The sequence below is a fragment of the Kineococcus rhizosphaerae genome, from assembly GCF_003002055.1.
In the GTDB taxonomy this organism is placed as follows: domain Bacteria; phylum Actinomycetota; class Actinomycetes; order Actinomycetales; family Kineococcaceae; genus Kineococcus; species Kineococcus rhizosphaerae.
This window is the reverse complement of sequence record NZ_PVZF01000029.1, coordinates 1-13,508: the sequence shown is the minus strand read 5'-3', so window position 1 is coordinate 13,508 and position 13,508 is coordinate 1. Positions and strand designations below refer to the sequence as shown.

Below are 13,508 nucleotides of genomic sequence, written 5' to 3'. Positions count from 1 at the left end.
CGGTGAGCCACAACTCGTTGGGCCGGTTTACGGCGAACTTCCGACGGACCAGATCGTCATGCACTGGCGGGCCGGGCCGTTTCCCGTTCTTGCTGCGCCGCTTGGAGAATGCGCTCCACCACCGGTTGTCCGAGCAGATCCGCCACGCGGTCCGCGCCGCCATGGGCTGCCCGGCCTCAGCTGCTTCTTCGTGCAGGTAGCGGTAGCCGAACTCCGGATCATCGAGGTGAGCATTGAAGAGGGCGTTGGCACGGTAGGCCTCCTCCAGCTCCGCCGGGGCAACGGGCTCGGCCAGCCAGCGGTAGTAGACCTGGCGAGCGATGTTCAGCACCCGGCACGTGAGGGCCACCGAGATGCCCTCGGCGGCCAGCTCGCTCACGAGCGGGTAGAGCCTTTTCCCGAGCCACGTCCTGAGCCACCGGGCAGGTTTGCCTGGGAGAGGTAGGCCGCCGCCCGGCGCAGGACCTCATTCTCCTGCTCGAGCAGCTTGATCCGGCGGCGGGCTTCGCGCAGCTCCGCGTTGTCGCTGCTGGTGGTGCCGGGCTTGGCGCCGGCGTCCACGTCGGCTTGGCGCATCCACTTCGAGAGCGTCATCACGTGAATGCCGAAGTCGGCGGCGACCTGCTCCAACGTCACGCCAGGATCGCGGTCCCGGGCGACACGGACGACGTCGTCTCGGTACTCGCGGGGGTAGGGCTTGGGCACAGCGACATCCTTCCAGGCCCGCTCGGGAGCAAGCCAGCTTGGTTGTCACCGATCAGTGCAGCAGACCCGAGTGATCAGCTGCTGAGACCAGGAGTCGAAGTCGTTTGGGGCACGTAGGGCCTGGCCGGTCACGATGGTGGCGACCAAGCTCAACCGCCATGCCCGTCAGGACCCTACGTGCTCTTCTATCGTGCCAGCCTCGACGTCTCCCGCGACCTCGCCCAGGCCATCGCTCGTCTCCTCTCCGCTCACCAGGCCCGGATCGGCACCCGCCGAGGACGCCGGGTACTGGGGTGCTTCGCTCAGGCGGTCCTGCTGCTGCGGTTCATGCGCCACCGCGCTGCGGTCGCCGACCTGGCCCGCGACAACGCGGTCAGCCTCAAGACCGCCTACCGCTACCTGCACGAGGCCCTCGACGTCCTCGCCGCTCAGGCCCCTGAATTGCCCGAGGTCGTTACGGCAGCGGTGGAGCGTGGCGTGGAACACCTCTTGCTGGACGGCACCCTCATCCCCACGGACCGTGTCCATGACCCCGGCAGTCGACGTGATCGCTGGTACTCCGGAAAGCACCGCCACCACGGCGGTCTCGTTCAAGTCGTCACCGACGCCGACGGGCGGCCGTTGTGGGTTTCACCGGTCGAGCCCGGTTGCACTCATGACCTGACCGCAGCGCGCATCCACGCCCTGCCAGCGCTTTACCCCGCTGCTCGTGAGGGCGTCCCGACTCTGGCCGACAGGGCCTACATCGGTGCCGGAGCCGGCATCCGGGTACCTGTTCGCCGTCCTCGTGGTGGGCAGGTTCTCGACGCATCCACCCGGGGCTGGAACTCCTACCTCAACGCCGAACGCGCCTTCGTCGAGCACGGCATCGCCCACCTCAAAACCCGCTAGCGAGCCTTGGCCCACGTCAGTCTCTGCCCTTGGCGCATCTCCGCGATCACCGCCGCCGCCCTGGTACTCAGCCTCTGGGAGGGTCGCTACTGACAAAGGCTCACTGTCGATGTCGTAGCCAGTAGACCCTGGTGTGAGATCGGGCCCAGAACGCAACTACGGCGAGGCCAGTGTTTCACGAGTTGAACCTGCCGCCCGATTATCCCTCCAACCTATGCTGGAGTTCGTGCTGTGCCACCATCTACAGATAGACACGACTCTTGACGTCGGCGATTCCTGATTTACGCAAGAAGTAGGTGTTGACTTGGTCGCGCCACTCCTGGGCGTTGACGAGCTGCCATCTGAATCGATCACTGACCCTCTGCCACAACGACTCCTCCACTGAACCCCGCAGCTTCAGCCACCGCTCGCGCATGGCAGTGACCTCCTCGACTCCATCGGCGTGCGTGTCGTAGATGTGCTGGATGACGGTTGTGCCCGAGTGCAGACGGTGGGTGTATGGCACGTGATGAAAGAACAGCAGCAGTTCATCGGGGCAGCGGGCGACGTCTTCGTACACCTCAGCCCACGCGGGGGGGAACTGGCCGGCGAAACCTGATCCGGTGGCCACGGTCCGGTCTACTCCGACTCCAGCGCGGTCAGCGAAGTGGTAAGTACCCCAACGCGAGTACTCATAGCCGTCAACGGCCGGTCCATAGTGGGTGTGGGGCGTAACCATCCAACCCACACCCAAAGGTGCGGTGTACCTCTCATACGTCGACCAGGACTGCAACAGCAGGTCTACGACCGTGTCTTGGACGCCGGCATCAGGAAAGGTCAACCGGCCCCATTCCCGGGCCAGATCATCGACTTTCGCGGCCGGGTTCCACGCCAGTCGCCCGAAACCGTGCAGGTTCGCTTGAGCCAGATCGTGCCCTGTCCAGTTGAGGTCATCACCAACGTTGGACACCCCGCAGACGCCCAAGAGGCTACGAACGAGGGTGTCCTCAGGCCGACTCCCTTGGGTGGTCGGAAACTGAAACAGCTCACTCCATTGCGGCGGAAGGTAGCACAAGTCGATCTGATGGCCGGTGTACTCCTGCGTGATCTGAACTTCAACGACAACATTGGTGCGTGGCATGGCCAAAAGCAGGGGAGAAACCGGCTCACGCACCTGAAAATCCATGGGTCCGCACTTGACCTGGAGGATGACATTGTCGTCGAACTGCCCGTCCAGCCCTTGGAACTCATCGTATGCGGCCCGGGCACGGTCAGTACGGCGGTCACGCCAGTCTTGGCGGTGGTTGTACACAAAGCACCGCCAGTAGACGCGTCCCCCATGCTCAGCCAACGCGCGCGCCAGCAGATTCGCACCCTCAGCGTGGTTGCGTCCGTAGTCGTGCGGACCGGGTTGACCCTCAGAACCCGCCTTGACCAGAAAGCCACCGAAGTCAGGAACCCAGGTGTTGACGCGTTGCGCAGCCGCGGCCCACCACGCCGCAACCGCAGGATCAGCCGGATCAGCGGTGTCGAGGTCTCCGGCCAGGATGGGGGAGGCAAAGTTTACGCTCAAGTAGGTCGTGATCGCGAAACCACGCAGAACGTCGGCGATGCGGGCAACGCCAGGCAGGAGTTCATCGAGCAACGGGACGGCGTTGGAGTGCACGTTCACATTGTTCAAGGTCAGGGCGTTCACTCCGGTGGAGGCCAGCAGGCGGGCGTAGTCGGTGATCCGGCGTAGGTCTGAGGTAACCTGGCCATTGTGAAAGAACAGAGACCCACCGGCGTATCCTCGTTCGATACTCCCTAAGTGGTCGCCTGCATCAAGATTGTCCCAGTGGTTCATCATGCGGACCGGCAACGCCGGTTCGTCACGGATCGGCGTGTTCCAGTCCGGCGTTCGCAGTAGATAGAACCATCCGTACAGCAGGCCGGGCTCACCGGCGGCGACGACGGTGGTTCGCCCACCCGCACTGTGAACGGCGAAGCCTTCCGGGCCCAGTCCATCGACCAGTCCGGCGAGTTCCTCACCAGCTCGGTCAGCGCGGACCAGCAAGATCTCCGCGTGCGCCGGCTTCACGCACTGGGCTCCGGCAAGGGCGGCCTCGATACGCAGGCGCTCGGTGATGGGTCCTTCCCCATCGACGGCTACGAAACGTCCACGCAGGGAAGTAGTGGTCTCCGGGTTCAACCAGCAGGAGGAGGAGTCTTGAAAAGGGGTGCTCGGCGTAGGAAGGAGGGGGGTAGCGGCGATCACTATCGCTCCAAAGGCTCGGCGGTTGATTCTCGTACGAGTAGTTCGAAAGGAGTTTGGTGCTGCAGGAACCCCCCCGGGCCAGAGGACAGATCCTCCAGTAGGGCGCTCACTGCTAGGGATCCCAGACGGGCATGGGCGACCCCCACGCTGGTCAACGTGGGGGTGAACAGCGCTCCGATCGCAAGGCCGTCAAAGCCGATGACGCTAAGTCGCTGAGGGACCCCGAATCCTCGTTGACGTACCTGGCCGATCAAGCCAAGAGCTAGCAGGTCGTTATAGGCCAGCACGGCGGTGGCGTTGCTGGCTAAGGCCAAGTCAGCGGCGGCGATCCCACCGGTGTAGTGCGGCCGGAAATGCCCCAGATCGATGATTTCCACGTCTTGGAAGGCCTCTGAGCAGTGCTGCAGACCCTCACGCCGGCGCAGATCAACCCAGGAGGCCTGCGGGCCGCCGGCATAGGCGATCCGCCGATGACCCAGCGCACGCAGGTGTTCGACAGCCGTGCGTACGGTAGCTGCATTATCGACGCTGACGCTGGGCAAGTCATCGACCTGGCGGTTCAGAAGAACGAGGCGAACCCGAGAAGCCAGGTCACGGACCACGGCGTCTGTCGATCGTGGAGAGCACAAGACGACCCCGTCGACTTGGCGGCTTAACTTCTTGACGACCTCGGCCTCACGGACCGGATCTTCATCGGAGTCGGCCACCATGACGGTGTACCCCGTGCTCCATGCGCGACTTTGCACACCCTTGGCCACCGAGGCGAAGTAGGGGTTCTCGAGGTCGGGAACGACGAGGCCGATGCTCGTCGTGCGCCCTGTGGCCAATGTGCTGGCCGCCCGGTTGGGGTGGTACCCGAGTTGACGGACAGCGGCCTGGACCCGGACGAGGGTTGCGGGGGAGACCAGATCGGGAGCAGATAAGGCACGCGAGACGGTCGAAAGTGAGACCCCGACGAGATCGGCTACCTGTTGGGCCGTGACCGTACTCATCATGTACCTCCGTCGTTGGCGATGGGAACCGTCCCATGATGTCACGATAAAATGCAAGCGCTTGCAGGCAAGTTGCATGTGGACTGGGAGCAGGTGGTGTCTTCGCCTGCAAGATCGAGAAGCAAAGCCCCTGGCAAACTGCAAGCGCTTGTGATTAACTTCATCAGACCTCACCTTGGAGGAGAAGGACAAGTCGCAGCACCCACTGCGGTGGGTGCCGCAGCACGACACGGCACAGCCCGGTACAGCACGGCAGGACATCGCCAAGGATGCGGGCGGGTGGACCGACCAGCAGCCAAAGGGACCGACGGTCCGCGGCGGTCGTTCGTTGTAGCTCGTAGTCGAGGGCAGTGATGTGCGGCGCTGCCTGCGCACATTGCAAGACGTAGCTCTGCGTAGCCGCGCCCGCGGCACGAACGGACTCGAAGGAGAGTGCACGGTGGATAGAAGAACGCTCCTGGCCCTGACCGGATCTTCGGCGACTCTGGCCGCTTTGGCCGGATGCTCCTCCGACGGCTCCCCTCAGCAGCCCTCTGGGGCCACCAGTGCAGCCAGTGGTCCCACGACCGGGCCTCTAACCTTCTGGTCCTGGAATGACATGAGTGCACCCACGAACGCGTGGAACTCCGCCAACCCCGACACTCCGGTGACCTTCCAGAAGCTGCCGTCGAAGGCGGAGTACTTCAGCAAGCTCAGCGCGGCCACCGGCGCCGGCAGTGGAGCCCCCGACGTGGTGCAGGTCGATTACTCCAGCATCCCCTTCAGCGCGGTTGAGAAACTGGTGCGCGATGTGTCATCCGACACCGCTGACCTGAAATCGCAGTTCCCTCAGGCCGCCTGGTCCCAGGTCCAGCTGGCCGGAGGAACCTACGGGGTCCCCCAGGATATTGCTCCCATGGTGCTCTTCTACCGTAAGGATCTCTTCGATGCGAACGGCCTCAAGGCCCCCACTACGTGGGCAGAGTACGAGACCGCTGCCCGCACGCTGAAGGCGGCTCTGCCGCAGTCCTTCATGTGTTCCTTCGCCAGTAACGGCGCCGCCTGGCTGGCGGGGCTGTGCTGGCAGGACGGCGCCCGCTGGTTCGAGGCACAGAATTCCGCATGGAAGGTCGACCTGGACGACACCCAGAGCCTGGAGGTTGCCAAGTTCTGGCAGTCCTTGATCGATGAGAAGCTCGTCAAGGGGGACCAGAACTGGCAGCCGGCCTGGTTCAAGGGACTGGCCGATGGTACCTACCTCACCTGGATCGGGCCGTCGTGGGGGACCGCGGCGTTGAAGACGAACGCTCCCGACCTGGCCGGCAAGTGGGCCGTAGCTCCCCTGCCGCAGTGGGAGTCTGGGGCGGACACTGCCGCCTACTGGGGTGGGTCGGCCCTGTCGGTGACGGCGGCCTCAACGAAGCCTGCCGCAGCGCTGAAATTCATCACCTGGCTGAACACTTCCGAAGAGGCAGCGACTCTTCTGAACACCGAGCTGGGGGTTTACCTGGCCTCCAGGAACGGCTCGAACATCAAGGCCTTCGCAACTCCTGATGCCTACTTCGGCGGCCAGGTGCTGAATGACGTCTACGACGCGAACTCCAAGGCCAACCCCTGGACGTGGGGTCCTACTCAGACCGACACCGAGGCCGCCGTCAACGACGGGCTGCAGAAGGTCTTGAACGCGGCCACCACGGTTCCGCAGGTGTTGGCAAACGCCGAGACCACCACGAAGACGTCGCTGACGAACAAGGGTCTGGCGGTGGTGTGAGGTGTCCTCGGCGACAGTAGAGGGGTCTCCGGGCAGCGCGGCCACCTACAGACACTCCCGATTGGGTCGCGACTGGCGGTTCGGATGGGCTTTCGTGCTGCCTTTCCTCCTCATCTTCGTGACCTTCCACATCATCCCCATTTTCTTCGCCGTCCAGGAGAGCCTGTTCCGCCAGCAGTCCAGCGGTCTGGGGCTCGGTGAATCGGTTCGGCAGTTCGTCGGGCTGGGCAACTACACCCGCGCCTTCGGTGACAGCACGCTGTACGCCGCCGGCGGCCGCGTCCTGCTCTACGGCGTGGTTCAGGTGCCGATCATGCTGTTCTTGGCGTTGGGCATGGCCCTGGCCTTCGACAGCGCCCTCGTCCACGCCCGACAGTTCCTGCAGGTCGTGGCGTTCTTGCCCTACGCGATCCCCGGTGTCATCGGCGCCATTCTCTGGGCGTTCCTTTATGTCCCCGGGATCAGTCCCATCGTCTCTCTGCTGCAGGACATCGGTGCGCCTTCGGACTTCCTGTCCCCTCGCGCGGTGTTGTGGTCGATTGCCAATGTCTCGACCTGGCAATGGACCGGGTACAACATGATCATCATCTTCGCCGCTCTGCAGGCACTGCCACGGGACATCTTCGAGGCAGCTCGTGTCGACGGCGCCGGGGCATGGAGGGTCGCCTGGTCCATCAAGATCCCTCTAGTGCTGCCGGCTATCTTGCTGACCGCTCTGTTCTCGATCATCGGAACGTTGCAGCTGTTCTCGGAACCTCTAGTTCTGAAGACACTCACCGGAAACGTGACGTACAACTACACCCCCAACATGATGGTGTACAACCTGGCGTTCGGCACCAATGACACTGGTTACGCCTCTGCTGTCTCCGTGGTCATCGCGGCCGTCACCTTCATCGCCTCCATCGTCGTCCTGCGACTGTTGCAGAAGAGGGGTTCGCAGTGACCCACGTGTCCAGTCGCCTCTCCGGCGCATCCGCGAGTCCAGCCTTCTCCCGAAACGCCGTGCAACCGCGGCGAGCGACATCACCTGCTCGGGTCATCCTGACCCTGGTCATGGTCGCGTTGGCTCTGTACTTCCTCATCCCCGTCCTTTGGATGATCTTCGCCTCGACGAAGAGCACCGCAGACCTCAACTCATCCTTCGGGTTCTGGTTCGCCGACATCCACTTCGTACAGAATCTGAAGACGGTGTTCGTCCTGCAGGATGGGATCTTCCTGCGCTGGATGGGCAACTCACTGCTCTATGCCGGCGTAGGATCGCTGGGCGCCACCCTGATCGCGGCCGCTGCGGGCTACTCGCTGGCCAAATTTCACTTCGCCGGCCGTGACGCTCTGCTGGGGTTCATCCTCGGAGGGGTGCTCATCCCGGCCACCGTCCTGGCCCTGCCCACCTACATCCTGCTGGACCGGGTCGGCCTCATCAACACCTACTGGGCGGTCTTCCTGCCCAGCCTCGGCAGCACCTTCGGGGTCTTCCTGTGCCGGATCTATGTCGCCTCCTCGGTCCCCGATGAGATCATCGAAGCGGCTCGCGTCGATGGAGCCGGGGAAGTGCGGATCTTTTTCACCATCGTCTTGCGGATGGTCGTGCCGGCCCTCGTGACCGTCTTCCTGTTCAGCTTCATCTCCATCTGGAACAACTTCTTCCTTCCCCTCATCGTCCTCAATGATGAGAGGAAGTGGCCGGTCACTCTGGGGCTGTACTCCCTGCAGCAGAGCGCCCAGAGCGACCCGGACATCGTGCGGACCGTCGTGACTGGTTCGCTCGTCTCCACTATTCCGCTGGTCATTTTGTTCTTGGTCCTGCAGCGGTACTGGCGCAGCGGCCTGACCGCAGGTGCACTCAAGTGAGGTCATCCGACATGCCGAAACCTTCTGCCGCTAAGATTCTTTACGGCGGGGACTACAACCCCGAGCAGTGGCCCGAAGACGTCCGCAAGGAAGATCTTGCCCTCTTCGACAAGGCCGGTATCGACACTCTGACCATCGGGGTCTTCTCCTGGGGCCTGTTCCAGCGCAACGAGACCGAGTACGATTTCGGCGAGCTGGACTCGATCGTGGAATCATTGCAGAGCGCGGGCAAGCGCATCTGCCTGGCCACCGGCACCGGGGGACACCCGGCGTGGTTGGCGCGCAAGTACCCCGACGTGACCCGAGTCGACTTCGAGGGACGCAAGCACGTCTACGGCCAGCGACACAACGCCTGCCCGAACTCTCCGTCCTTCCGACGTTTCGCCACCGCCTACGTCGAGCAGTTGGCCACACGCTACCGAGACGTCGATGAGATCGTGGCGTGGCACATCGGCAACGAGTACGGCGGCGCCTGCTACTGCGAGAACTGCGCCCGCGCGTTCCGCGTGTGGCTGCAGCGACGTTACGGCACCCTGCAGCGCCTCAATGAGGCCTGGAACACGACTTTCTGGTCGCACACCATGTACGACTGGGACGACGTCGTGCCGCCGAACGCGCTCAGCGAGCACTGGCGAGGGCCCGACCACACAGCCTTCAACGGCATCACGCTGGACTACCACCGGTTCACCACGGACAGCATGATCGACAGTTTCCTGGCCGAGAAGGAGGTGGTGCGCCGGCACACCCCCAGCATTCCGGTAACCACGAACTTCATGGGCCAGTACCGGCCGCTGGACTACCACCGGTGGGCCCCACACCTGGATTTCGCCTCCTGGGACAACTATCCCCGCGATGCGAAGTCCCCGGACATGATGGGTCTGTCCCACGATCTGATGCGTGGCCTCAAGAGAGGCGACCCGTTCTGGCTGATGGAACAGACCCCGAGTACCACCGCCTCCCGTGATGTCAATCCCGTGAAGCGTCCCGGGATCCTCGCCCTATGGAGCTGGCAGGCCGTGGCTCACGGTGCCGACGCCGTCCTGTACTTCCAGATGCGTCAGTCCAAAGGGGCCTGTGAGAAATATCACGGGGCCGTAATCGACCACTCCGGTCGCGACGACACCCGCGTCTTTCGCGAGACCGCCGACTTGGGGTCGAAACTAGAACACTTGGCGGGAGAGATCGTCGGATCCCAGGCCCGTAACCGGACGGCCCTGCTGTTCGACTGGGACTCTTGGTGGGCGTTGGAAATCTCCGATGGCCCCAACCGGTTGTTGAAGTACCAAGACGTGATGCGTCGCTACTACGCCGCCCTGCAGAACGCCGGGATCGGTGTCGACGTGGTCGACGTTTCCACCGACCTATCTGGTTACGACGTCGTCGTCGCCCCGGTCCTGCACCTGCTCAAGGGGGACCTGGCTGGGCGCATTGAACGGTTCGTCGACGGCGGGGGCCACTTCGTCACCACGTTCTTGTCCGGACGGGTCGACGTCGACGACAACGCGTTCCTGTCCGACGTACCCGGCCCACTCGTGAACGTCCTGGGCCTGCGCGTGACGGAGACCGACGCCCTGGGCCCTGAGGAGCCCAACAGCATCACCGTCACCGACGCAGCAGCGGGCCCCTTCGAGGCCAGCCTGATCTTCGACGTCGTCGAAACGGGCACTGCCGAAGTGTTGGCCACCTACGCCAACGACTTCTATGCCGGCACCCCCGCGGTGACCCGTAACCGTCTAGGGCAGGGAACGGCCTGGTACTGCGCGACCCACCTGGACAGCACGGGTGTGACCTGGCTGCTGGGACAGGTCCTGGCTGAGGCGGGGCTGTCCTCGCCCTACGGTGGGGTGCCTGGTATCGAGGTCACCGAACGCCATCGCGATGACGCCACTTACCTGTTCCTGCTGAACCACGGGATCACCGAGACCGTCATAACTCTCGACCGCACCGGGCGATCCCTACTGACTGATACCGACATCGCCGCAGGGGATATCGTGGCAATTCCTGCTGCCGGCGTCGTGGTGCTGAAGTCGGCGCCTACGGCCAGCTGATGGCCTTCGTCGACCAGTCATTGGAATGGCTACGAGCCTATGCTCCAAGTCGGGAGGAGCCAGACGACTTCGACGAATTCTGGTCTCAGACCCTGGCGGCCGCGCGGCGGTGGCCCGCGAGGTTGGAGGACACCACCCATGATGCCGGGCTGCGCAGCGTCAAGGTCTACGACGTACGCTTCCCCGGTTTCGGGGGCCAGCCCATCGCGGGCTGGCTCCTGGTGCCCAGGGAGATCAACGAGCCCGCCCCGGCAGTCGTGCAGTACGTCGGGTACGGAGGTGGACGAGGCGAGCCGTGGATCAACCTCGTCCCCTCCGCTGCCGGATACATTCACCTGATCATGGACAACCGTGGTCAAGGCGGGGGCGGTGGCCATCGGGCGATCACGCCTGACCTCGATGAAGACGGGCACGGCCCAGGACCGTCGAGTCCGGGACTCCTGACCCGCGGTATTCAATCGCCGCACCGGCACTACCTGCGCCGATTGATCACCGACGCGGCCCGAGCGGTCGACGCCATACGCACCCACCCTCTGGTCGACCCCGACTGCGTCGCGGTGATCGGGGGCAGCCAAGGGGGAGGCCTGGCCTTGGCTGTCGCCGGATTGGTGGATGGTTTGCGGGCAGTAGTCGCTGACGTCCCGTTCCTGTCCCACTACCGACGGGCTTCGCAGATTACCGACACGCAGCCCTACGCCGAGATCGCCCGCTACCTCTCCGGCAACCGCGGAATGGAAGAGCAAGCCTTCCGCACTCTGAGCTATGTAGATGCAGTAAACTTTTCCGCCCGTGCCAGTGCCCCAGCGTGGATCAGCGTAGGGTTAATGGATGGAACCTGCCCTCCCTCAACCGTTTATGCCGCCTACCACCACTATTCCGGCACCAAAGACCTCAAGGTGTACCCATACAATGGGCATGAAGGAGGCGGATCTGAGGGCGTAGCTCGGACTCTGGCTGCTCTCGCCTCCACCTTGCGCGTTTGAGCCCTTTCACAACCGGTTTCTGCTGCACTGATCGATGTCAGCTACATCACGCGGCCAAGTCGACCGGTGCCGTCATGATTCATCAGCTGTTACCTGCACGGCGCCATGAGGCGCTGCGCTCCAGCCTTCTGCTCGGCGTGGTTCACCGGGTCAGTGAGCCCTTGTCAGTAGCGCCGTGAGCAATTGCCGGGCCGGAAGTCGAAGGCGTTGGGGCACGTAGGGCCTGGCCGGTCACGATGGTGGCGACCAAGCTCAACCACCATGCCCGTCAGGACCCTACGTGCTCTTCTATCGTGCCAGCCTCGACGTCCCCCGGGACCTCGCCCAGACCATCGCTCGCCTGCTGTCTGCTCACCGCGCCCACATCGGAAGGGTCTGCTGCACGATCAGGTGACAGCTATGACCTGCCCCACCCCTCGGTTACCCACTGCGGTGTGAAGATCAAGCAGGAACGGATGCTCCGTAGCGTAGTTCATGCTCGACGGGACTGACGTAGCTGATCCCGGAGTGGCGACGCTGACGGTTGTAGAAGATCTCGATGTAGTCGAAGATCGCGTTCGCCAACTCGATGCGGGTCCGCCACTTCTTGCGGTTCAGCAGCTCGATCTGCATGCTGGACCAGAACGATTCCATCATCGCGTTGTCATAGCCGTCGCCGATCGTCCCAAACGACGGCATCAACCCCGCAGCTCGGATCTTGTTGGTGAACGCCCACGAAGTGAACTGAACTCCGTGGTCCGCGTGGACGATGCCGCCGGCCGGTGGGTTGCGGTTCTTGAGAGCCATGTCGAGGGCATTGACGACGAGGTTGGAGTCTTGAGCGGTGTCGATGGACCAGCCCACGATCCGTCGGGAGAACGTGTCCATGACCGCGCAGCAGTACACCTTGCCCTCCCGGGTGGGGTGCTCGGTGATGTCGGTGACCCACAGCTCGTTGGGTGAGAGCCGGTGGAACTTGCGGTGCACCAGGTCATCAGCGGTGGAGACGCCGCTGAGCCGTTTGACCTTCCCCGGCCCCGGAAGTCCAGCGATGCCAGCCAAGCTCATCAACACCGCGACGAGACGCTCACTGACCTGAACGCCCATGGCCTGGGTGAGCTCGGCGTGAACACGGCGGGAACCGTAAGTTTGGCGGGAGGCGGTGTGGACCTCGCGGATCAGCCCCGTCAGCCATTCCCGGCGCATCGTCCGGGGTGCGATGGGGCGGTGCTTGTAGCGGTAGTAGCCGGGGCTGCTGACGCCCAGCAGGCGACAGCAGACCTTGACCGGATGCCCGGCGTCGACAAGGACGTCGATCACCGGGTGAATCCTTTTGGGTGGGCTCGATCCTCTCCGAGCAGATGAGACGCCTGACGCAGGATCTCCACCTCGGCCTCGAGCTGGCGGATGCGCTTCTTGGCCTGGGTCAGCTCCGCGCTCTCGGGGCTCTTCAGACCGTCGCGTTCACCGCGGTCAATTTGGTCCTGGCGGACCCACTTGTGCAGCGCACCGGTGCTGATGCCGAGCTTGACCGCTGCGGTCGTCACGGGCTTACCGGCCCGGACCAGAGCCACGGCCCTAGCTCGGAACTCGACGGGGAACGGTCTGGGCATGATCAAAGCCTCTCAGGAGAAGCCCGATCTTCACAGAGTCTGAGGTAACCAAGGGGTGGGGCAGGTCAGCTACGTCACGCGGTCAGGGCGACCGACGTGGTCATGATGGTCTCGTACTCGATGGGGGTCAACCGACCTAGACCGCTCTGCCGCCGGCGGCGGTGATAGGTCCGCTCGATCCAGGTCACGATCGCGATCCGCAGCTCCTCCCGGGTTGACCACTGCCGGCGGTCCAGGACGTTGTTCTGCAACAGACCGAAGAAGCTCTCCATCGCCGCGTTGTCCCCGGCCGCACCGACACGGCCCATCGACCCGACCAGGCCGTGACGAGCCAGGGCGTGGACGAATTTTCTGGAACGAAATTGGGCGGGTTCAACCGGTCGATGCAACACCGGACTGATGCAGCGACTGTAGCTGCTCGGCGAACACCTCCGCTGGAGTTCTCCAGCCCAGGACCTTC

Annotated in this window: 9 protein-coding genes and 3 pseudogenes; 6 read left to right on the top strand and 6 right to left on the bottom strand. The window is 63.7% G+C overall.

Annotation, left to right across the window (positions count from 1 at the left end; all coding sequences use genetic code 11):
- Window positions 1–379, bottom strand: a pseudogene (locus tag CLV37_RS26040) (IS3 family transposase); the annotation flags it as partial.
- Window positions 376–705 carry a transposase gene (locus CLV37_RS28245; protein ID WP_211298972.1) on the bottom strand — a complete coding sequence of 110 codons (330 nt, stop codon included), beginning with the start codon at window positions 703–705 and terminating at the stop codon, window positions 376–378. The gene CLV37_RS28245 and the pseudogene CLV37_RS26040, both read right to left, overlap by 4 nt.
- Window positions 706–882: 177 nt before the next feature.
- Between CLV37_RS28245 and CLV37_RS26030 the strand changes: the two are divergent.
- Window positions 883–1,689, top strand: a pseudogene (locus CLV37_RS26030) (transposase family protein).
- A gap of 148 nt (window positions 1,690–1,837) precedes the next feature.
- Here CLV37_RS26030 and CLV37_RS26025 read toward each other — a convergent pair.
- Window positions 1,838–3,832 (bottom strand): hypothetical protein, encoded by a 1,995-nt coding sequence (locus CLV37_RS26025; protein WP_211298971.1) that lies wholly within the window; start codon window positions 3,830–3,832, stop codon window positions 1,838–1,840.
- A complete protein-coding gene (locus CLV37_RS26020; protein WP_106215655.1) occupies window positions 3,832–4,824 on the bottom strand; it encodes a LacI family DNA-binding transcriptional regulator in 993 nt (330 codons plus the stop codon). The genes CLV37_RS26025 and CLV37_RS26020 overlap by 1 nt, the downstream gene beginning before the upstream one ends.
- Window positions 4,825–5,422: 598 nt before the next feature.
- Between CLV37_RS26020 and CLV37_RS26015 the strand changes: the two genes are divergently transcribed.
- The 5 genes from CLV37_RS26015 to CLV37_RS25995 all read left to right on the top strand — a co-directional run bounded on the left by CLV37_RS26015 (window position 5,423) and on the right by CLV37_RS25995 (window position 11,456).
- A complete protein-coding gene (locus CLV37_RS26015; protein WP_106215653.1) occupies window positions 5,423–6,574 on the top strand; it encodes an ABC transporter substrate-binding protein in 1,152 nt (383 codons plus the stop codon).
- Window positions 6,575–6,668: 94 nt separating this feature from the next.
- Window positions 6,669–7,517 (top strand): carbohydrate ABC transporter permease, encoded by an 849-nt coding sequence (locus tag CLV37_RS26010; RefSeq protein WP_211298970.1) that lies wholly within the window; start codon window positions 6,669–6,671, stop codon window positions 7,515–7,517.
- Complete coding sequence (locus tag CLV37_RS26005; RefSeq protein WP_211298969.1) at window positions 7,514–8,425, top strand: carbohydrate ABC transporter permease; 912 nt, start codon at window positions 7,514–7,516, stop codon at window positions 8,423–8,425. The genes CLV37_RS26010 and CLV37_RS26005 overlap by 4 nt, the downstream gene beginning before the upstream one ends.
- A gap of 11 nt (window positions 8,426–8,436) precedes the next feature.
- Window positions 8,437–10,473: a beta-galactosidase gene (locus tag CLV37_RS26000; protein WP_106215654.1), complete on the top strand. Its 2,037-nt coding sequence runs from the start codon at window positions 8,437–8,439 to the stop codon at window positions 10,471–10,473.
- Window positions 10,473–11,456, top strand: a complete 984-nt coding sequence (locus CLV37_RS25995; RefSeq protein WP_106215650.1) for an acetylxylan esterase — start codon at window positions 10,473–10,475, stop codon at window positions 11,454–11,456. Before CLV37_RS26000 ends, CLV37_RS25995 begins: the two co-directional genes overlap by 1 nt.
- A 441-nt stretch (window positions 11,457–11,897) precedes the next feature.
- Here CLV37_RS25995 and CLV37_RS25990 read toward each other — a convergent pair.
- Together CLV37_RS25990 and CLV37_RS25985 are read right to left on the bottom strand one after the other, a co-directional pair.
- Window positions 11,898–13,048, bottom strand: a pseudogene (locus CLV37_RS25990) (IS3 family transposase).
- A gap of 74 nt (window positions 13,049–13,122) precedes the next feature.
- On the bottom strand, window positions 13,123–13,508 hold a 386-nt coding region (locus tag CLV37_RS25985), incomplete at its 5' end, for an integrase core domain-containing protein (protein ID WP_425433637.1).

Coding starts and splice junctions, on each gene's coding strand:
- CLV37_RS26020 (WP_106215655.1), bottom strand. CDS start 4,824: ATGAGTACGGTCACGGCCCAACAGGTAGCCGATCTCGTCGGGGTCTCA.
- CLV37_RS26015 (WP_106215653.1), top strand. CDS start 5,423: ATGAGTGCACCCACGAACGCGTGGAACTCCGCCAACCCCGACACTCCG.
- CLV37_RS26000 (WP_106215654.1), top strand. CDS start 8,437: ATGCCGAAACCTTCTGCCGCTAAGATTCTTTACGGCGGGGACTACAAC.
- CLV37_RS25995 (WP_106215650.1), top strand. CDS start 10,473: ATGGCCTTCGTCGACCAGTCATTGGAATGGCTACGAGCCTATGCTCCA.